This window comes from Halolamina sp. C58, from assembly GCF_051195095.1.
Classification (GTDB): Archaea; Halobacteriota; Halobacteria; order Halobacteriales; family Haloferacaceae; genus Halolamina.
The window spans coordinates 20,605-37,616 of sequence record NZ_JBNTJY010000005.1 but is presented as its reverse complement, the minus strand read 5'-3'; the positions used below and the strand labels follow the sequence as shown (position 1 = coordinate 37,616).

Below are 17,012 nucleotides of genomic sequence, written 5' to 3'. Positions count from 1 at the left end.
TTGCTTATACCGACCACCGACTCAAGTGAGCTGACTGAGACTCAGGTCGCCGGAAGGTGGAAGGAACTCAAAATGTCGAATCGTCTTTTCCGCAGCTCTACACAAGAGCGGGTAAGATTAACCAACACGAGGGTCAGTTAGAGGAAGGGTGTTGGTTAACCACGATCCTTACGAAGACGAACCCCCACACCCCGTGTGCGATATGAAATCGTCAAAGGAAGGGGTGGGGATGAACGCCGGGAGAGGTCGAGAGACAACCAAAACACAGGATTTCACGGATGAGAACCGTCCATAAGGCGGATTCACAGGAAGTCTATATTTAAGGGAAACCTTTACATAGACACTCTATCAACCATAGCCGCACTAGGACTAGAGTCGGTCGAAACGAAAAAGTGCGTTTTGTGATATTAACGCACTCCTCCCCCGGCTCGTCCTCGGCGTTCGAGTGGCTGTTCCTCCGTGTTTGCGTCTTCTCGTATCCTCTTGCGGCGGTTCTTCCCTTCTCTTTGCGTCTTCCTCGTACCGACTCTTCTGGTGAATTCATATCGCACACGGGGTGTGGGGGTACGAAATCCTGATCTCCTGCGTGATTTGGTGAGGGAACTCGTCAACAGGAGTGGTTGAGCATCTCGCACGGTTTCCGAAGGTAGTCCTCACGACATCAATCGAGTCGACTTGGCCCCTCAACTACCTCGATTTCATCTCGCAAACGGGGAGTTCTTTGGATAATTGATTTCGCCCGCGGTTACTGTCTTACCACGTTCACCCCTCGTAAAACCGCTTCTATCGACTGAATTAGCCGGATTTAACCTCGCACACGGTACCCATATTTATTTATACTTTCGACGTTACCCCGCGAACATGGCTGACGGGGACGACCAACAATCCCTCTCACAATCTATCAAAGGCCGTCTACAAGAGGGAGTTCAGAATTCTGTATTTCGAGACAAGGGCCTCCTCGACCCTGATGCCGTCATCGACGAGGATCGAATCGTCGGTCGCGACGACCAGTTGGACGACACAATCACCTACCTTCGACCGGCATTACAGGGGAACCGGCCTCCCAATATGCTCCTGTACGGCCCGTCGGGCACCGGGAAGTCGCTCATCATCAACGCAGTCTGTCAGCAGGTTCTCGAACTCGCGAATGCACAGGGTGACCGATTCGGGGTCATTAAGATCAACTGCCAGACGATAAAATCGCACGACCGCGCTGTATATCGGTTGGCGAAGAACGCAGCTGACGAAGCCGGCGTTGATGTCGACATTCCTCAGAGTGGAATCTCGACAGACCAGAAGCTCAATCGGTTCTACGAGATTCTGAGCAACAATTTCGACTCGGTTATCATCATTCTCGACGAGGTCGATCTTCTGGTTGGCAGGCAACGGGATCCAAACGACGAACCAGCATATTCGAAGCTGCTCTATCAGCTGTCTCGAGCGTCACAACTCGGTCGGATTGAGGGCCACGTTTCCGTCGCTGCGCTCACGAACGATCCCAGGTTCATGGAGGATCTCGACGGTCGGGCCGAGAGCTCATTCAATCCGCAGGATGTCGTTTTCCCTGACTACGACGCGAACCAACTGCAGTCGATTCTTGATCGACGTCGTGACGCGTACCAAGACGACGTCCTCGAGGACGGCATCATTCCACTCAGTTCGGCGTTCGCTGCGCAGGATCATGGAGACGCGCGTAAAGCGATCGACTTGTTCCGAAAAGCCGGCGAGATCGCAGACCGCGAGGGTGAGGATACGGTAAGTGAAGAGCAGGTTCGCGACGCTCAGAAAGAGGCCGAACGTGACCGGACGTTGACCCAGATGCAGGGTCTCTCGACACAAAAGAAGCTCTCACTTTACGCCACGGCGATCGTTCCCGTTCACTCTCAGCGCAACCTGAACGCCGTTCCCAGCACAGTTGCGTATCGGGTGTATCAGTATCTCACCGACTTGCTGGATGCCGACGAAAAGTCACGGGACTCTTATCTTCGTTATATGAATGAGGCCGAGACCTACAACTTTGTCACGTCTGAGAAACGGGGGCGAGGTTACGGCAGTGGTGTACACAAGGAATACACGTTCGTCGACGATCCTGAAGTGGTCGCTGAGACGCTCCAGGCCGATATTCGACTCGAAGAGGTAGAACACGACGAGAACTTGATCCGGTCTGTTGTCAACGCACAGATAGACGATTTCTTCGAGGGGAACTGACGCGACGAGACATCGACGCTGGCGCCGAATTCACTTCGCACACGGGGTGTCCTCCCCCGACCCATCAGTCAATTCATCTCTCACACGGGGCCCCCTTCCGGAAGGAAAACGAATTCATATCGCACACGGGGGGTGCTGGCTCAACGTCCTCGGCGAATTCACTTCGCACACGGGGTGTGAAGTCCCCGAGATTACGCCAGTTATCCCTCTACTCGTCCGGATTGACTGGACTCTTATACTTGGACGTGACCTTGTCTCCTTCCCGCCACTGCCAGTAGTAGTAGCGATTGTCGTTGATCTCCTTGATCGTGATCGTGGCCTTCGACGGGACGTCGTCGGGACGCTCGTCGATCTCGTCTTCGTCCGACTCCTCTTCGAGACGGGACTCACGAGCTTTGTGCTCCGCCAACTCCTCGGCGTAACGAGCGACGAGCTGGAGTTGGTCTGGAGAGTATCCGTTAAGCGTGTCGACGATGTCTGTGGGGAGTTCCGCCGGCGGCGTCGGTGGCTCGTAGGACATCGGGTAGCACCTCCTGTTAACCAACAGAGAGGCCGAGAGCATAGTTTTGTTGGTTAAGACTCAACGGCTCCGTAGGTCGCTGAAGCATACGAATAGCAAACTATTCAGCAATAGAATGGCCGATCACGCGTCGTCTGGACGGGGAGCGTTCTCGTATTTGACCATCTTCTCAGGCTTGTCGGAGATGGACTCGTAGATCTGCTGGAGGGTCTCCTCAGCGGCGAGCAGGTTGTGGTCTTCGAGGAACTCGCGCCCTTCCTCCGTGAGGCCGTAGAACTTCCAGGGATAGCCTTGCCGGCGCTCGTCGTCATCCAGGCTGAACTCCTTGACGATGCCGGTGTCGATGAGCTTTTGGATGTGCTTGTAGACGGTGGCCTCGCTGACGCTGGGGTTGAGTTCCTCGAGCTCGTACATCGAGGGGAGTTGCTCGGGGTGCTGGAGGATGTTGGTGACGAGCGCGAACCGCGTCTGCTGCGTGACGAAGTGAACGAGTTCCCGCGCTTCCATCCCATCGGCAGCCCCGAGGTCGGTGCTCATGCGTCTCGCTACGTGGTGCGGAGGCAAGTAGTTTACCCTTAAGTAAACCACTCTGGAGTAAGACAGACCGCCGGTTGAATAGGTAAGTTACTCCATAAATCATATCTCCCTCCTCCGAGAGCAGTGCAGTATGACCGACGAGGAGTCGCCCGTCCCCGACGAGATCCTCACGAGTGCCAAAGCCCAACTCGACGAGGCGGAGATCTCGCTGGCGGACAACGAGGAGATCATCCACGCCTTGAGTGAGCTGACGCCTGTCTACGAGAACGATCGATCATACTTCGTGCTCGGCAACTACGACCGGGAGCCAATCCGACGGCTAAACCTGGTAGTGGATCGGCTCAATCGCCGAACGGACGCGTACGCCTTCCGGATGGTCGACATCCGCGGCGAGTGGGACAACAGCATCCAGAAGTTCTGCCTGATCGCCGATATCGTCACCGCTCTCGTCGGCGTCGCCGAGAAGGAACCGAGCGACTTTCTCGTCGAACAGGGGCTGCTCGTTGGCACAGTCGAGTACTTCGCGAAGAGTCACGTCTTCAAGCGAGAGTATGAGAACGAAAACCAGCTGTTCGGCTGGATGCAAGACGGCGTCTTCGAACTGTTTGACCAGGAGGGGCGACTCTATCGCTGGCAGACCGAGGAAGAGCTGGTCGACGCGAGCGGCGAACTGCCGTGATCACACCTGGAACCACTGACGAACCCAGGTGTTAACCTCCACCGAAACCCAGATTGACCGCTCCTCTTCTGGGCACTTACGCCTGGGTCGAACCGGCCGGGAGTTGGCCGTCCGGTCGTGGGACACGTCCCTGCTTGATTTCGTGGTCCACCCGACGAATGTGTTTACAGCCACCCTCGGGGGTTCGCTGCTGCCAGTCCGGACAGGTACACGACTCGCTGATCACGTCGACATCGTATCGGTTTCCGGACGCTGACCGAACTTCGTAGCGACCGCCTTTTTCGAGTAGCGAGACCGCCATCGTTTCGTCGACGGCGCGTCGGGTTCGTGGTTCGAGGTCCGCACGCTGGCTCGAGTGCTCCGTAACGACCATCCGATCGCGAACATCACCAGTTCGTCCACCGTCCGGCGCGACGGCAGCCTCGGGGCCTTGGAGCCGATCCTGCAGGAGATCTTCGATCGGAGGGCCTTCTGGCCAGCGGTAGTGGACTTCACGACGCTCGCGATGGTCGTAGGAGCCACAGGCCGCGGCGGTCCCAGCCCACACGCGCCACGCACCGAGAGCGGCCATCACGTCGACGATCACTCGTGGAACGAGCTCGTGCTTGTCGGGGTAGAAGATCCGGAAGCGAGTACACTCCTCTCGCGGCGGGATGTCGTCCCACCACTCGACGTCGTCACCCCAGCTCTCGAACATCGCGTCATCCTCCCCATACCCGACGGTCACGCCGCTGATATCGAGCACGTCAACACTCGTCTCGGCAGCCTCGCCTTCGAGCAGCCGGAGGACGGCGTACCGTAGATACTCGTGTGCTGGATCGTCCGTGGACCGGGCGATTTGGTCGTGCTGTTCTGCAACTCGTTCCGCCTCGTCGAGGACAGCGGAGAGGTACGGATCACTCATGATTCGTGGAGACTGAAATGCGCCTCCGCCCCTCGGCGGGCGCCGATAAACATTAACCAACGAAACACCGTCTTCCCGATCGGTTGTTGGTTAACGAGGAAGAATCGCGGATTCAGCTCTCGACAACCGTGCCAATAATCTCTTGGGCGGTCGAACTGATCCGGCCGAGACGCTCCTGAATACCCGCTGCCTCGTCGTCCTGCCACGCAGCGAGGTAGAATGCTGAGCCACTCGTATCCAGGTCGAAATACCGCCCGACGATATACGCGACGGCTTCGGCTTCGACCTCACGTTTGGCGCGCTCGGTATCGTCATCGACATCGAAATGCAGCAACGCGTGCGCGTACTCGTGAATCAACGTCACGGCGAGATCGGCCTGATTCGAGCGCGCTTTCGCTTCGATGACGGGCTGGCACTCGTGGAGCGTCTGGTGTTTGCAGACGCCCTTTGCGTCGCCATGGTCCCAGTCGGCAGCGTCGACGACACGCACCTCCACATCGAGCGCAGCCGCCGCATCGAGGAGCGCTGGCACCAGGTCGTCGGCGTCACCAGCTGCCTCGGTTTCCAGTTCGGGGAGCGGTTCGCCCTCGGTCTGGGACACGTCGAAGACTGCCGTTGGCTTGAAGCCGACGAGGCCTTTCGACCAGTCCTCGGGTGGTGTCTCGTCGTACTCACAGTCGCTCTGCTCGTGGTAGCTCGGCGAGTTCTCACACTCCGGGCACTGCTTCGCGATGATCGGTGCCCAGATCCAGATGGCCTGTTCGCCCTCCTGGACGTGCCGGTCGAACTCGTTTCGCCAGGTGTTGTAGCCCGCGACTTTGGTCGCCTCGGGACACTGGAGATTGATCAGGAGCGTGTTTCGATGCGAGTAGTCGTGGAACCGGGACTGAACATCCAGCCATTCCTGGAACTGCTGGCTCGCTTTCGCTTCGTCAACGTCTGCGACGAGGTCGTCGATCCAGGCTTCGATGGTACTGTGCATCTCGTCGTTCCGCGTGTCGGTCTCCTCGAACGAGACCGACGTGTCACTGGTTGTAGCCATGATTTGCAGGAATTCGAGGTACGGCGACTGCATCAGTTCAGGACGCGCCGCACCCCTCGGGGGCGCACAACAAACAACGGCGCGGCTGCGGGGTTTACATCGGGGGTGCTATCGAGGGATGGAATTAACAATGGGTGCGTCACTACCGCCAAATAGATGGGTCTCGTCGAGGCGCTTCGCGGGGTCGTTGGCACTCGTGCGTCCAGCTCGTCACCCCTGTATGAGTGCCGGCACTGCGGAACGACCCTCTCCGAGGACGCCGAAATGTGTCCGACCTGTGGTGGAGAGGACGTCGCCTGCTACCAGCTCTAAGTGAATCTCGCTCCGTCTGCACCACTCACTGTCGTCAGCGCTTCTATCGGGTATTGTCCGGTTGGGTCCCCACGGTGTGAATGGGGACTGCTTACCGGAGCGATTTCGTCTCGTCAGCGAAGCCGACCGTGACAAGATACTCGAGGAACGCGTCGAACTGGTCGACGTCGCTGGGCGTGTCGCTCGCGAGGTGTCGTACCCACTCGACCGCCCACTGAAACGCGGGGTCAGTCCCGCCTTTGCCGTGGATATACCACCAGCGAGCCGCCTTCAGGACGACCAGCGGATTCGTCGGCGGTTGCTCGCTCGCAAGTCCACGAGTGATCGATCGGATTTCCTCGGGTACCTCAGCGGGGTCGACCTCGCCTGATTGGGTGTTAGATACGTCGACTGGAATGTCGTCGATCGAGACGTCGTTCTGACGCTGTTGTTGACTCACGGAAAATCACCTTCTCGGAGGACTTTCTGGATCGAGCCCTCGCCCTCTCTGGAGGGCGCGAAAAAACAGTCTACGGCGTCATACTGGTGGGAGGTAGACGCTCTGCTCGCCGGCGATCTCCTCAAGATTGTTTCGATGACGGTGCGCGAAGTAGCAGTCGTAGCTGCAGTAGCCACAGACTGCGCCGGTATCGTACTCGGCGACGAATGGACCGCGCCGAGTCATCCAGACGTTCGCTCCGCATTCGGTACACGCAGCCCCATCGAGATCGCCCGGCGATGGCTCCTCATACTCAACCTCGAGGGAGCCGTGCTGCGGTGTCGAGTCGGGCCAAACGCCGTGAGACTGCCAGAACGCCTTGAGGCGGGCGAGACTGTGACGGACCGTCTTGCGAACCGTGACGTGGTCTGCGTCGCGTCCGCTATCGTCCCACCCGTCAGCCGTCCAGAATTCCCCGAACTGCGCCCCCCGATGCAGGCCGTTCCAGTCGAGGCCGACGATGTCGGCCGGTGGCTCGTCTGTGAGCGTCGGTCGGGTCAGCTGCTCGATGACGTCCCACTGTTTCGGTGGGCTCCCACCGAGAATATGGACGCGACGGCCACGCCAGTCGGTCGGCTCGGAGAACTCGTGGGCCAATCGGTCGGCGTAGCCTCGCGAGTAGCCTAGGACAAGGTCGTCGGGGATCGCGTCGATCACCTGGCGGCACTTCGGGACGATGACGAGTTCTGCATCGGGATAGCTCGCCTTGATCTCGCGCGCTGCGGCCACGTACTCGTCGACGGCGTTGGGTTCGTACACGTCTCCGATCACGCCGACCTGGGGTTCGTGTTCGAAAAAGCGGGAGACATATCGATCCAGATCGGGGTTCCGAAAGTCGTTGTCGAGCATTCCGACGGGGATGTTGAGGTCCTGATACTGGGTCTGCTGATAGCCACAGTCTTCACGAAAGCCGGGCAGGAAGCCGAGCTTGTACGCGTCGAGCGCAAACGGCGCTCGATGGAGGAACGCCACGCTGTCGGCTTGTCTGGCAGCGGCAACCCTACGTGCAGTGCTACTGCTGGTGCTGGTATCGAGCGACATGAGTATGGCTCTGCGAGGACGAATCCGGCCGCCCTGCACCCTCTCGGAGGGGCGAAAAACGGAGCTGCAGTCAGAGATTAACCAACATCTGTCCTGAGAGTCCAGAACTGTTGGTTAACTCGGTACGCCACTGGAACTTGAATCGCTCTCTGGTTACTTGCAGAAGACGTATGCCCGCGTCTCCGTTCAGCGATGAACCCGATGCTCAATCGAGTTGTTGGGGATGCACACGATGACCGCACGGCGCGACCACCGCCTCACTCGGCCCAACGATCGTCACGCTCGCGATCCGCTGGGTACAGACCGGACACTGCTGGTCGGCGTTCTCGTCTATCATGAGTAGAACCGGAAAATTGAGCGATCGCGCTAGTTCGCGACCTGCTGGAATCGCTCGCGAAGCGCCTCTTCACGCTCCTCGAACTGCTCGACGTTCGCCTGCAGATCCTCACTCACCCGTTCGATACTCGCGAGTGCCCGCTCGCCGGCGAGTGAAGATTGCGACCCATCACCGTCCTCGGCGTCCAACTGCTGCTCGTAGGCCTGTTCGACCCGGTCGATGGTGCCTTCTGGGTTGAACAGGATGTCGTTCGCAACGCGGACGTACTGGTCGAGGGATGCGCCCTCCTTGCCCTGGAAGAAGTGAGTCAGCGCGTACGTCGCACCGGAGTGTAGTGTCCACATATCGATCTCGAACGGCGACGCCGCGTTGGCCTCGGCATCCTCCGCAGCACGCTCAGCGAGATAGTCCGGGAAGCCCAGCAAACTGTAGAACTCCGTGACGGTGAATGGGAGTTCCGAGAAGTCGAGGTCGATCTCTTGGGCATCGCGGATGAACTCGAAGAGGTCGTCGGCGACGAGTTCGACCTGGGCAAGAATCTCCTCCCACCAGGTGCGGAAATCCCGGACGTCCCCGACGTGCTTGATGACCTCCTTGTCGGTGAGCGAGCGCATCGAATTCGAGCAGGACCCATCTTGGGCGAACCCCTCGACGTAGACGGCGTGCTCGCCGAAGAAGTCGTAGCCGGAGGTCACGCCCATCGTGATCGGATCCGACCGTCCGGGCAGGCGTACCTCGAGGCCGTCGAACATGACGTCCATGTGGACCTCCCCACCGCCTCGGTAGCGTCGGATCTCGCCGAACATCACGTCGCCCAGCGGTGTCTCGTCGATGGTCTCCTCACGAAGGACGTCCTCCAGCGGGCCGTACACGTCGACCGGGTTGATGATCGCGTACGAGTCGGTCGGAATATGGAAGAGGGAATCCGTATCTGCATCTTCCTCACGAGCCTGCGTCCGCGCCCGACTCGGTTCGACAAGGGCGTTGAAGCGCTCCGTTTCGACCCACTCGTTGGTGTAGGGGTTCTGGTAGGCCACGGTCGTCTCGACGGCCTGTGGAAGGTCACGGACCGCCTCGGCGAAGGACTTCGGTTCGTCGACCGTCTTTTTCCGGCGGTACCAGTCGGGTAGTTCTGTGTCGGTTCGTCCGTCGACACCGGCGAACACGGTTCTGGATTCTGGGTCTTTCATTGCAGTTACCTCGAAATCGAATTCGTCACCCGCGACGACGCTCTCATCACGCGCCCTGCGCCCTTCTGACGGGCGCAAAAAACAACCCACTTAACCAACACCTTACCCAAGAACCCAGCGTTGTTGGTTAATTCTCTGAACGGCCTCGATACCCGGCTTCAACGTCCGATTTCACTCGTCGGCCTGACGTCGACGGCGTACCTGCTTGGGATTCGGTATCCAGGGATGGGCATCCCAGCAGTGGAGGGCATGATCTCGTGCCGTGTCGAACAACGCCTCGCACGACCCACACTCGTAGGTCGTCTCGGGCCAGCGCTCCGTGACGAACATCGCCGTCACCGTCGATCTGATCGGGTCGGGTGCGGCTGACCGCCGGACGTAGTCGTACCCGATTACTGTCCGTCGACGAAGCGCCGACCCCGCCAACCGCTCGGGTCGGTCTGCTGGGAGATACACCCAGCGGACGAACGCCTCTTCTGAGTCTTTCGCTGAGGGTTGGAGGATGAACCACCGGTCGTGCGCGTCACGGAAGAGATACCGTTCTGTACCCCGATTCTGGAGGGTAAGTGGATCACCGCGACCGGGAATCACCCGCAGGCCGACGGACGGCGAGATCGGGGTGAGAAGTCGCTCTTCCAGCGTGAGCGAGCGGGACTCATCAGACGGTTTCTCGGTCTCGAAGTCGTCGAGCGTCGCTTCGCCGGTCATGATTTGCTGGGACTCGTCTCGTCTGTGTCTTCCCCCGCTGTTCGCTCCTGTCGATCGTTGTATCGCTTGAGTTCCCGGCCGATCCGCTCCAGTGCCTCGACGGCGCGTTCGATGTGCTGGTAGGTAGTTCGGGAGAGGCGAAGATTCTCCATCAGGGATCCTCCTCTGGCTCGACGAGGTCGTTACTCTCAGCGACGAGTTCCTGCAGGACGGGGGCAGGATCAGTTTCGACCGACAGGGTTCGATGGTCGAGCGGAGCAGGATACGCTCGGTCGCCCTGCGCGCAGAGGATGAGCAACCACTCTTCGTTCCCTTCGCCGAGGACGACGTAATGGTCGATGTCTCGGCGCTGGAAGACCGTCTGATCTGCCCGACTCACCGCACTCCAGTTCGCCGGCAGCGACGGTGACGGCTTCCCACCATCCGGCGTGAGTGCGTGGTGCGCTTCGAACTCGGCGAGTGCTGTTTCGATGTCATCCCCGGTGAGATGCCAGCAGTCAGCCGGGCCATCACACACCAACTGACTGATCACCTTGTTTCGGAACTGGATGTAGTGTTGCTGGGTGACGCCCTCGTCGTCGGTGTAATCGAGCAGGAGCGCACAGGCGAGCTGCGCCGGGCCGCTTCCCGTATAGCCCCAGTCGAATCCCGCTGGGCTATGTCGCACGAGGTCGAGGCTTCGATCCGGGGTGAGGCGCTCGTGTTCAGTGAGGTTCAGCACCACTGACGTCCCGTCGACGCGCATCCCGACGTACTCGATGCGGTCTGGATTCGCCTGACATCGCTCATTCGTATCCTGTACTGCCGCTCGTGGGTCGGTAGTCGAATTCGTCTCCATCGGTTGAATGCGGGCGTTCGGATGCCCCGCACTCCTGCTGGGGGTCGAAAAACCTCCCAGACGGGCACACTCTCACGAGGAACTTTGTCGCGCGAATTATTTCCTGTGGGCCACGAGCGGCTTACTGGGTCGTGAGACGTTCGTAGAACGCTCTGGGCTCGACAATCTCGATCCCCTGGAACGAATCGAGATCGAGCAGGTGGCGGTCGCCGGAGACGATGTAGTCGACGTTCCCGGCCACGGCCGCTTCGAGAAATTTGTCGTCATCGGGATCGTCGTCGACCGCCGTGATCTCTTCGTCCGGGTCGACGAACTCCGCGAAGTAGCGGATCGTTTCGACCTCCTCCTGGACGTCTTCCTCGTCCATCTGGAACTTCTCTGGGTATTTGAGCAGGGTGTCTCGAAATTCTGTGAGCGTCGCGACGGAGACGACGATCTGATACTCGCTGCTAAATCCCTTGACGACGATTTCGTGGGGGACACCCGTGGAGATGACACTCGAAATGAGGACGTTCGTGTCGAGAACGGCTCTCATTCATCGGCGCCCCGCGCATCGTGGACCAACTCGTTGACCTCCTCCATCGACAGGTCGACCGTTTCAGCACGCTCTTCGACCCGCTGCTGGAATTCCTCGACGGAGGGGAGTTCGAGTTTTTTCAGCACGAGGCCGTAATCCGTTGGGACGACCATCAGTTTCGTGCCCTTTTCGAGGCCGAATTGTTTGCGGAGCCGACTTGGGATGGTGATCTGCCCCTTCGACGTCACCGTCGTGACTTCAGGGTCGTCAGTACTCATGACTGGCTCTACGTAAGAATTCCTTACGCAACGTCTTGAACCCTCCGGTGGGTTCGATTCCACTGCATCCCTCCCATCGTCGTCTACTTCCGTGTTGAGAATCAGCGTTCGGGGCCGTAGATGATCGCTGAGCGACTTTCGTAGCCACACTCCCGGCACTCGAACCACCGTTGAATCTTCGCGCCGTCAGCACTCTTCTGGCCGACGACGACCTCGTCGTTCGGGCACTCTGGACAGCGGAGCTCCGGCTGGGAACGCTTTTTGAGTTCGTCCCGAAGTGATGAGCCTTCCTTCGTCTCGAAGCCGCGCGACCATACCGGATAGCCGTCGACGAGGATTGCAGCCCGCCATTTGTGGACGTACGACTCCGGCGCTCGGTGTAGTACCGCTCGAGCGTTGGTCTCTGTATGTCGGTACGCCAGGGTCGGTGTACGGCTCTCTCGCGTCCACTTGGTGAGTCGTGTCATGATTACTCCTCAAAGAGACAGCGATCAGCTGCGTCGTCGCCGGCGAGCGTCTGCTGGTCCTCGGCCGTATCCGCGAAGAGACTGGCCTGATCGCCCTTGTCCGAGTCCTCGACTTCGGGTCGGTCGTCGACGCCGAACTCGCTCGCTTCCGGTTGATCGAGCTGTGAATCCCGGTCGCGATGATCTACGTCGGCACCGAAATCCTCGAGTGAGGTTTCGACGCTTGTCTCAGTCACTTCGAGTTGGCCATCGTCTCCGAACGCGGTCTGTCGTTGAATTTCGATTTCAGGTCGCTCGCTCATCTCATTCGAGCCTCCACCCACCGAGGCTCCGACAAACAGCCCCCAGCTGTCGCGTCAGTCGTCTTGTGAGCGGATTTCAGTAGCCCGCTCTTCGAGTCGGCGGAGGATCTGAACGCGCTGCTGATTCGCGTTCTCGTAGGCGACGCACGCTCGCAGCGTCTCCATGTCGGAAATCGTCACGATCCCGGCGTTGATGAGTCGCGTATTCGCGGGTTCGAGCCGTTGTTCTGGTGAAAGCTCGCTTGTGTCTGTCGATTGAACGTCAGGACCACTCACTGATGATCGCCTCCGCTACTACTGAGACGACGAAAAACAGTACTCGTCGCTACCCGTTTTCTTCTCCGGGCTGGATCTGGCGAGTGTCCTCAGCGAGATCGTGGATGTACTCTCGGAGGATTTCCATGTCCTCGCGGGCGTCTTCGAGCGTCTTGCCTTTCGCTTTGGCAACGATTTTGTCCTGGTCACGAGTGCCGGTGCCGCGAGTGAGCTTCACGGTGAGGGAGACGCCGACGTCACTGCGTTCGACGTACTCGGTTGATGCCTCTCGCTCATTGTTCGGTATCGATTCAGCGTTCGTACACGGCTGGTGAGGGTGTTCTGACATTAATTGCTCTCGGTGATCGATCTCAGATTGTCGGTGCGACCATGTCGTCAGACGTCTCGCGAAGGGCTGCGTCGATCTCGCTGGCAGTGAGTCGCCAGCGTCCCTCAGACCCAGCGCAGTCCAGCTGGCTCACAACCTCGGTTTTGAGCTCCTGATAGTGGTCGAGGGCGAACGCTTCGTCGTCGGTGTAGTCGAGGAGAAGCGCGAGCGCGAGTTGCGCCGGGCCGCTGCCACCATATCCCCATTCGAAGCCCGAGGGACTGTGATTCACCAGCTCGAGACTCCGCTCTGGCGTGAGCCGTTCCTGGCCGGGGCGTTTCTCCACGATGGCGTCCCCTCGACGCCGATACCCGACGTAGACGACATCGCGGTCGCTCGGTGGGCGTATCTGTTCGGTCGAGTGTGTGTCGTTGGTTCTACTCATCGGTTTGTTCGGTCGATGCTCGTTAGAGCACCCCCGCACCCCTCAGGGGGCGAGAAACAGCCACAGTGACTGCGTTCTCCCTACGCGAGGTGAGAGATCTCTGCCGGTTCGTCGATGTCGTCGAACTCGCCTCGTTCGACTGGCTCCCAGTCCTCACCCGGTTCGGGACTCCACCAGTCAACCTCGTAGGCGCCCGGTGCGCCGAAGACCTTCACCCGTGCCGACCCATCAGGCAGGTCGCGCCGGAGCTTCTCGTCGACGTGGAGGTTCCAGGTTGTGGCGGTGTCGAAGCAGGCGAGGACAGCCTCCTTGTAGCCGCGTGTCTCCCGTGATTCTTGGAATTCGACCTGGGTGTTGCAGTTCTTGCAGAACACCCCCTCGAAGGGGATGTGGCTGAATACCTCGTGCCCGCAGACGGGACACCAGAGGAACTCGAACAGTGCCTCACTGTGTCGGTCGATGATTTCCAAACTCATCTGTGAACCTGGCCCGATTGAGACGGGCCACCCATCCCAACCCAGAAATAAACGCCACCGGTTCCGCTGAAAATAGATTCCTCTCTCAATTGCAAACTATCACGACTGTGTTGTACTGGGCGTTGGTCTGAGTGGATGCGCGTACTTTTCAGGAATTTCGTCGTGAGGGATGTTGGTTGGTGCTGTACTGCCAGCAAAGGTTTATCAGACTACACTGTGTATGGTTTTGTATGTCCGCTCCCACGGCCGGAGAAGCAGGAGACGAAGACGGTAAGGAGTCTCCTGAAGCTGTATCTGCTGAGGAGGCACTTGAGATGCTGCCTGACGAAGACGAATTCGAGGCCGAATTCTAACACTCGCTTTTATTACTCCTGTTTGCTTGCTGTTCGTATAGATGGGCCGACGATATGTCGTGTTCTTTGAGCCAGCTCTAGCGAATCTTGATGCGATGGGGAATCATATGGCGACACGGCTGGAAAATCAAATTACGGATTTTCTTGATGCTTGGCGTCCTGAGTCCGCTTTTGCAAAATCGCTCCAGAGTGATTTATGGCAGTTCAAATGGTCCCCTAGAAATGGTAGCGGTGCGAGAGCGTTCTCTGGGTACTTTGCCGGTGACGAACACGACATCGCGCTTGTGCTGGTAACGTTCAAAAAGAAGAACGAGGACAAGTTCAATCTCCAGCAGACGGGATTCAATTCTCGTGCGAAGTCATTAATCAGAACACTTGACAGTAAATCTCCTTCAGATATCGACACCTGGCTGGATGACCAGCGGAACAATCCTGAGAGAAAAGTTCTCGACGAAACCGATATTTAGCTACCACAGAGACATCACGGTAAAGACGGGTGTGTCCGTCAGCGCTCGGCGCCGTACACGATCTTTGAGGACGCTTCGTACCCACAGTTTCGACACTCGAACCAGCGCTGGACCTTCGCACCGTCAGCCGATTTACCACCGACGACCACGTCGCCGTCCAGACACTCCGGACAACTCATCTCGGGAGCAGGTTGGTCGCGGAGAACGTTCCTGAACGCTTTCGCGTCCTTCGTCTCGTACCCTCGCGACCATACTGGGTAGCCGTCGACGAGAATCGCTCCACGCCATTTGTAGCGATAGGAGTCCGGTGCTCGATGCAGGACGGCCCGAGCGCCGGTCTCGGTGTTTCGATACTCGAGTGTGGGCGTGCGGCTCTCACGCTGCCAGTTTGTGATTCGAGGCATCTGTTAGAAATGGACGTCGGCGGGCACGATCCAGAGCTCTTCACGCTCGTTGAGGATTCGGTCCAGCTGGTCACGATGGCGAATGCCGCTCCCGTGTTCGTCGTACAGGAAGACCGAGGGGCCGTCGTACGCGCCGACCTGGTGGAAGGCGTGCCGGGCGAGATCCTCGTCACGCATGATCTCTTCGTCGCTGAATTCGTCGAGCGCCTCCTTCACGCGGTCGAGATTCCGCTGGAACTCGTCTTCAGTGGCCTCCCACCCGCGTTCGAGCAGCTCCTCGCCGTCATCGGAGTCCACAGGTGCCGCGACCGGCAGGTCGCCCCAGCGGGCCGAGCCGGCGACCGACGACTCGTCATCGTCGAAGGTCACGTAGTAGTCGAACACAGCGCCGGCGTGTGGCACGGCGCCGACGAGCCGATCGAACACCGTCTTTCCGGTGGAAAGTGCGTCGTCTGCTGTCGATGCCTCTACCAGACTGTAAATGACCATGTGCATCGGTTGTCACCTCGGGTTGCCGACGCCCCTGACTGTCCGCTGCGTCACTCCTGGGTGCGCCGGCACCCATCGCCGGCGCTCGATAAACACCGCCGGAAGCAGCGCTCGCTAACGGTTGTCTCGCTCCGATTCACTCACTTCCTCGACGGTGATCGTCAGGTCCCCGGTTGCGTAGTCCGCCTCGAACGAAACCACGAACGCATTCGACTCGTCGGCGGCGTGGTAGGCGCGGTGGCGCTTGAGTGACCCCGTCGCCTTGAAGTGGAAGAACGCCGCTGCCGTGTACGGTTTGCTCGCGGTCTCGATCTGTGTTTCGACCGATGCCGACAGGGCGATCTGGGGCGTCTCGGTGTCGATACTCGAGGCGAAGGCTCGAGCTTCGTCGACGGTGGCCTGCGAATGCTCAGGTGTCTCACCGGTCAGGACGTTCACGGGCGTCTCCGCTTCATCAGTGAATAGGACGTCTTCGTAGGTTCGTGTCCCGAGGATCGCCTCGGGGCCTAGCTCACAGTCCTCGAACGGGTCGTCGGTAGATTGTTCGGACATAGTTTCACAACCGGCCCCCGCGAGGGGGCTCAGTCCTCCGGCCCTCGATAAACCATCCTGGACACAGGCGAGGCTGGCCAGCAGCTACTCGGTGATCGGCTCGAGGCCGCTGAGATCCGCGTGCAGAACCTTACCGTCGCGAACGACGTACCGTTTGGCCAGCACCGGGAACCTGCATTTCGTGAACCCAGCAGTCTGGATGTCGAGTTCCTCGTCCGGTTCGAGATACTCCGCGAGCGACCGGAGGAACTCATGGGTGACGATACCACCGTCGTAATCGGGAAGACCATTTTCACGGGCCTCGTACACTTCGAAGCTGTCGTAGCCCCAGATAACGAGCTCGCCGTCGTCGTCCACCTCCCAGTCGAGCGTTCCGAAGCAGTGGTTCTCACAGAGCTCGCGGACTGCCTGTGGATCCGATATGAGCGCGCCGGTCGACGTCGTCGCGGCTTGCAATGTTGCCATGGGTTGTCCTCGGGAGCGTTCTCGTGCCCCCGCACCCCTTCAGGGGGCAAACAACCGCTCACGCCGTGGCGGGCATAGGACGCCGCGCTGTCGACGCGTCGTGCGGTCAGGACTCGCCGTGAGCGTCACCGTCTGCGTCGCATTCGGTCGGGTGAGGAGACTCACCTGATCAAGGAGCGTCACCGCTGCGGTGATTCGCTCTCGATCGGCGGACTCCAATTGCTCGCCGTCGATACTGGTGAGGTTGCTGAGCGCGCGGTGCAGCCGGTAGCCGGGAGTGTCTCGTGGCTCCATGTGTGCGCCTCCGCCGATTTACGGCGCGAAAAAACACCGGCGGGCAGTCAGCAGGGCAGTTCGGGGGTGGGGGGAACTGGCATTCAGTTAACCAACAGAATCGACTCGATATCAGTTGTCGTTGGT

26 protein-coding genes are annotated in these 17,012 nt (G+C 59.3%); 4 read left to right on the top strand and 22 right to left on the bottom strand.

Going from position 1 to position 17,012, the window contains the following annotated elements:
• Window positions 1-861: 861 nt before the first annotated feature.
• Entirely contained in the window at window positions 862-2,208 is a 1,347-nt protein-coding gene (locus ACQUSM_RS15885) for a Cdc6/Cdc18 family protein (protein WP_435120151.1), read from the top strand.
• Between the two features lie 208 nt (window positions 2,209-2,416).
• On the opposite strand, the gene ACQUSM_RS15880 is transcribed toward ACQUSM_RS15885, so the two are convergent.
• The gene (locus ACQUSM_RS15880) at window positions 2,417-2,728 is read right to left on the bottom strand and encodes a hypothetical protein (RefSeq protein ID WP_435120149.1); all 312 of its coding nucleotides are present in this window, start codon (window positions 2,726-2,728) and stop codon (window positions 2,417-2,419) included.
• A 123-nt stretch (window positions 2,729-2,851) separates the two neighbouring features.
• The gene (locus tag ACQUSM_RS15875; protein ID WP_435120147.1) at window positions 2,852-3,265 is read right to left on the bottom strand and encodes a PadR family transcriptional regulator; all 414 of its coding nucleotides are present in this window, start codon (window positions 3,263-3,265) and stop codon (window positions 2,852-2,854) included.
• Between the two features lie 130 nt (window positions 3,266-3,395).
• On the opposite strand from ACQUSM_RS15875, the gene ACQUSM_RS15870 reads away from it, so the two are divergent.
• Window positions 3,396-3,944, top strand: a complete 549-nt coding sequence (locus tag ACQUSM_RS15870) for a hypothetical protein (RefSeq protein WP_435120146.1) — start codon at window positions 3,396-3,398, stop codon at window positions 3,942-3,944.
• 76 nt (window positions 3,945-4,020) lie between these two features.
• On the opposite strand, the gene ACQUSM_RS15865 is transcribed toward ACQUSM_RS15870, so the two are convergent.
• The 16 genes from ACQUSM_RS15865 to ACQUSM_RS15790 all read right to left on the bottom strand — a co-directional run bounded on the left by ACQUSM_RS15865 (window position 4,021) and on the right by ACQUSM_RS15790 (window position 13,862).
• On the bottom strand, window positions 4,021-4,848 hold the full coding sequence (locus tag ACQUSM_RS15865; protein WP_435120145.1) for a hypothetical protein: 828 nt from the start codon (window positions 4,846-4,848) through the stop codon (window positions 4,021-4,023).
• A 112-nt stretch (window positions 4,849-4,960) separates the two neighbouring features.
• Window positions 4,961-5,890 carry an ImmA/IrrE family metallo-endopeptidase gene (locus ACQUSM_RS15860; protein ID WP_435120144.1) on the bottom strand — a complete coding sequence of 310 codons (930 nt, stop codon included), beginning with the start codon at window positions 5,888-5,890 and terminating at the stop codon, window positions 4,961-4,963.
• Window positions 5,891-6,293: 403 nt separating this feature from the next.
• Entirely contained in the window at window positions 6,294-6,641 is a 348-nt protein-coding gene (locus tag ACQUSM_RS15855; protein WP_435120142.1) for a hypothetical protein, read from the bottom strand.
• A gap of 78 nt (window positions 6,642-6,719) precedes the next feature.
• Entirely contained in the window at window positions 6,720-7,721 is a 1,002-nt protein-coding gene (locus ACQUSM_RS15850) for a DUF6610 family protein (RefSeq protein ID WP_435120141.1), read from the bottom strand.
• Window positions 7,722-8,087: 366 nt separating this feature from the next.
• The gene (locus tag ACQUSM_RS15845; RefSeq protein ID WP_435120139.1) at window positions 8,088-9,248 is read right to left on the bottom strand and encodes a hypothetical protein; all 1,161 of its coding nucleotides are present in this window, start codon (window positions 9,246-9,248) and stop codon (window positions 8,088-8,090) included.
• A gap of 171 nt (window positions 9,249-9,419) precedes the next feature.
• Window positions 9,420-9,956 (bottom strand): hypothetical protein, encoded by a 537-nt coding sequence (locus tag ACQUSM_RS15840; RefSeq protein ID WP_435120137.1) that lies wholly within the window; start codon window positions 9,954-9,956, stop codon window positions 9,420-9,422.
• On the bottom strand, window positions 9,953-10,108 hold the full coding sequence (locus ACQUSM_RS15835) for a hypothetical protein (RefSeq protein WP_435120136.1): 156 nt from the start codon (window positions 10,106-10,108) through the stop codon (window positions 9,953-9,955). Before ACQUSM_RS15835 ends, ACQUSM_RS15840 begins: the two co-directional genes overlap by 4 nt.
• A complete protein-coding gene (locus tag ACQUSM_RS15830) occupies window positions 10,108-10,794 on the bottom strand; it encodes a DUF6166 domain-containing protein (RefSeq protein WP_435120134.1) in 687 nt (228 codons plus the stop codon). Before ACQUSM_RS15830 ends, ACQUSM_RS15835 begins: the two co-directional genes overlap by 1 nt.
• Window positions 10,795-10,915: 121 nt before the next feature.
• Complete coding sequence (locus ACQUSM_RS15825; protein WP_435120132.1) at window positions 10,916-11,329, bottom strand: putative toxin-antitoxin system toxin component, PIN family; 414 nt, start codon at window positions 11,327-11,329, stop codon at window positions 10,916-10,918.
• Window positions 11,326-11,589, bottom strand: coding sequence for an AbrB/MazE/SpoVT family DNA-binding domain-containing protein (locus ACQUSM_RS15820; protein ID WP_254161191.1), 264 nt, complete (start codon window positions 11,587-11,589; stop codon window positions 11,326-11,328). Before ACQUSM_RS15820 ends, ACQUSM_RS15825 begins: the two co-directional genes overlap by 4 nt.
• Window positions 11,590-11,690: 101 nt before the next feature.
• Window positions 11,691-12,056 carry a DUF7568 family protein gene (locus ACQUSM_RS15815; protein ID WP_435120130.1) on the bottom strand — a complete coding sequence of 122 codons (366 nt, stop codon included), beginning with the start codon at window positions 12,054-12,056 and terminating at the stop codon, window positions 11,691-11,693.
• A 2-nt stretch (window positions 12,057-12,058) separates the two neighbouring features.
• Window positions 12,059-12,358 carry a hypothetical protein gene (locus ACQUSM_RS15810; protein ID WP_435120155.1) on the bottom strand — a complete coding sequence of 100 codons (300 nt, stop codon included), beginning with the start codon at window positions 12,356-12,358 and terminating at the stop codon, window positions 12,059-12,061.
• Between the two features lie 54 nt (window positions 12,359-12,412).
• Window positions 12,413-12,634, bottom strand: coding sequence for a hypothetical protein (locus ACQUSM_RS15805; RefSeq protein WP_435120128.1), 222 nt, complete (start codon window positions 12,632-12,634; stop codon window positions 12,413-12,415).
• A 49-nt stretch (window positions 12,635-12,683) separates the two neighbouring features.
• Entirely contained in the window at window positions 12,684-12,962 is a 279-nt protein-coding gene (locus tag ACQUSM_RS15800) for a DUF7389 domain-containing protein (RefSeq protein WP_435120126.1), read from the bottom strand.
• A 22-nt stretch (window positions 12,963-12,984) separates the two neighbouring features.
• Window positions 12,985-13,386, bottom strand: a complete 402-nt coding sequence (locus tag ACQUSM_RS15795) for a DUF6166 domain-containing protein (protein WP_435120124.1) — start codon at window positions 13,384-13,386, stop codon at window positions 12,985-12,987.
• A gap of 80 nt (window positions 13,387-13,466) precedes the next feature.
• A complete protein-coding gene (locus ACQUSM_RS15790) occupies window positions 13,467-13,862 on the bottom strand; it encodes a DUF7567 family protein (RefSeq protein ID WP_435120122.1) in 396 nt (131 codons plus the stop codon).
• Between the two features lie 230 nt (window positions 13,863-14,092).
• Here ACQUSM_RS15790 and ACQUSM_RS15785 point away from each other — a divergent pair, with 230 nt between their 5' ends.
• Window positions 14,093-14,215: a hypothetical protein gene (locus tag ACQUSM_RS15785; protein ID WP_275039785.1), complete on the top strand. Its 123-nt coding sequence runs from the start codon at window positions 14,093-14,095 to the stop codon at window positions 14,213-14,215.
• Between the two features lie 41 nt (window positions 14,216-14,256).
• A complete protein-coding gene (locus tag ACQUSM_RS15780; protein WP_435120120.1) occupies window positions 14,257-14,682 on the top strand; it encodes a hypothetical protein in 426 nt (141 codons plus the stop codon).
• A 38-nt stretch (window positions 14,683-14,720) separates the two neighbouring features.
• On the opposite strand, the gene ACQUSM_RS15775 is transcribed toward ACQUSM_RS15780, so the two are convergent.
• The 4 genes from ACQUSM_RS15775 to ACQUSM_RS15760 all read right to left on the bottom strand — a co-directional run bounded on the left by ACQUSM_RS15775 (window position 14,721) and on the right by ACQUSM_RS15760 (window position 16,592).
• On the bottom strand, window positions 14,721-15,086 hold the full coding sequence (locus tag ACQUSM_RS15775; protein ID WP_008451827.1) for a DUF7568 family protein: 366 nt from the start codon (window positions 15,084-15,086) through the stop codon (window positions 14,721-14,723).
• Window positions 15,087-15,089: 3 nt separating this feature from the next.
• Complete coding sequence (locus tag ACQUSM_RS15770) at window positions 15,090-15,581, bottom strand: hypothetical protein (RefSeq protein WP_435120118.1); 492 nt, start codon at window positions 15,579-15,581, stop codon at window positions 15,090-15,092.
• Between the two features lie 108 nt (window positions 15,582-15,689).
• Window positions 15,690-16,127: a hypothetical protein gene (locus ACQUSM_RS15765; RefSeq protein ID WP_435120116.1), complete on the bottom strand. Its 438-nt coding sequence runs from the start codon at window positions 16,125-16,127 to the stop codon at window positions 15,690-15,692.
• Between the two features lie 84 nt (window positions 16,128-16,211).
• Window positions 16,212-16,592, bottom strand: coding sequence for a hypothetical protein (locus ACQUSM_RS15760; RefSeq protein WP_435120114.1), 381 nt, complete (start codon window positions 16,590-16,592; stop codon window positions 16,212-16,214).
• Window positions 16,593-17,012: the final 420 nt, after the last annotated feature.

Bases quoted from the DNA above. Each gene is read 5' to 3' on its own strand.
- ACQUSM_RS15800 (WP_435120126.1), bottom strand. From the start codon at position 12,962: ATGTCAGAACACCCTCACCAGCCGTGTACGAACGCTGAATCGATACCG.
- ACQUSM_RS15870 (WP_435120146.1), top strand. From the start codon at position 3,396: ATGACCGACGAGGAGTCGCCCGTCCCCGACGAGATCCTCACGAGTGCC.
- ACQUSM_RS15865 (WP_435120145.1), bottom strand. From the start codon at position 4,848: ATGAGTGATCCGTACCTCTCCGCTGTCCTCGACGAGGCGGAACGAGTT.
- ACQUSM_RS15880 (WP_435120149.1), bottom strand. From the start codon at position 2,728: ATGTCCTACGAGCCACCGACGCCGCCGGCGGAACTCCCCACAGACATC.
- ACQUSM_RS15760 (WP_435120114.1), bottom strand. From the start codon at position 16,592: ATGGCAACATTGCAAGCCGCGACGACGTCGACCGGCGCGCTCATATCG.
- ACQUSM_RS15830 (WP_435120134.1), bottom strand. From the start codon at position 10,794: ATGGAGACGAATTCGACTACCGACCCACGAGCGGCAGTACAGGATACG.
- ACQUSM_RS15840 (WP_435120137.1), bottom strand. From the start codon at position 9,956: ATGACCGGCGAAGCGACGCTCGACGACTTCGAGACCGAGAAACCGTCT.
- ACQUSM_RS15850 (WP_435120141.1), bottom strand. From the start codon at position 7,721: ATGTCGCTCGATACCAGCACCAGCAGTAGCACTGCACGTAGGGTTGCC.
- ACQUSM_RS15810 (WP_435120155.1), bottom strand. From the start codon at position 12,358: ATGAGCGAGCGACCTGAAATCGAAATTCAACGACAGACCGCGTTCGGA.
- ACQUSM_RS15825 (WP_435120132.1), bottom strand. From the start codon at position 11,329: ATGAGAGCCGTTCTCGACACGAACGTCCTCATTTCGAGTGTCATCTCC.
- ACQUSM_RS15785 (WP_275039785.1), top strand. From the start codon at position 14,093: ATGTCCGCTCCCACGGCCGGAGAAGCAGGAGACGAAGACGGTAAGGAG.
- ACQUSM_RS15845 (WP_435120139.1), bottom strand. From the start codon at position 9,248: ATGAAAGACCCAGAATCCAGAACCGTGTTCGCCGGTGTCGACGGACGA.
- ACQUSM_RS15815 (WP_435120130.1), bottom strand. From the start codon at position 12,056: ATGACACGACTCACCAAGTGGACGCGAGAGAGCCGTACACCGACCCTG.
- ACQUSM_RS15885 (WP_435120151.1), top strand. From the start codon at position 862: ATGGCTGACGGGGACGACCAACAATCCCTCTCACAATCTATCAAAGGC.
- ACQUSM_RS15795 (WP_435120124.1), bottom strand. From the start codon at position 13,386: ATGAGTAGAACCAACGACACACACTCGACCGAACAGATACGCCCACCG.
- ACQUSM_RS15780 (WP_435120120.1), top strand. From the start codon at position 14,257: ATGGGCCGACGATATGTCGTGTTCTTTGAGCCAGCTCTAGCGAATCTT.
- ACQUSM_RS15835 (WP_435120136.1), bottom strand. From the start codon at position 10,108: ATGGAGAATCTTCGCCTCTCCCGAACTACCTACCAGCACATCGAACGC.
- ACQUSM_RS15765 (WP_435120116.1), bottom strand. From the start codon at position 16,127: ATGTCCGAACAATCTACCGACGACCCGTTCGAGGACTGTGAGCTAGGC.
- ACQUSM_RS15860 (WP_435120144.1), bottom strand. From the start codon at position 5,890: ATGGCTACAACCAGTGACACGTCGGTCTCGTTCGAGGAGACCGACACG.
- ACQUSM_RS15875 (WP_435120147.1), bottom strand. From the start codon at position 3,265: ATGAGCACCGACCTCGGGGCTGCCGATGGGATGGAAGCGCGGGAACTC.
- ACQUSM_RS15775 (WP_008451827.1), bottom strand. From the start codon at position 15,086: ATGCCTCGAATCACAAACTGGCAGCGTGAGAGCCGCACGCCCACACTC.
- ACQUSM_RS15770 (WP_435120118.1), bottom strand. From the start codon at position 15,581: ATGCACATGGTCATTTACAGTCTGGTAGAGGCATCGACAGCAGACGAC.
- ACQUSM_RS15790 (WP_435120122.1), bottom strand. From the start codon at position 13,862: ATGAGTTTGGAAATCATCGACCGACACAGTGAGGCACTGTTCGAGTTC.
- ACQUSM_RS15820 (WP_254161191.1), bottom strand. From the start codon at position 11,589: ATGAGTACTGACGACCCTGAAGTCACGACGGTGACGTCGAAGGGGCAG.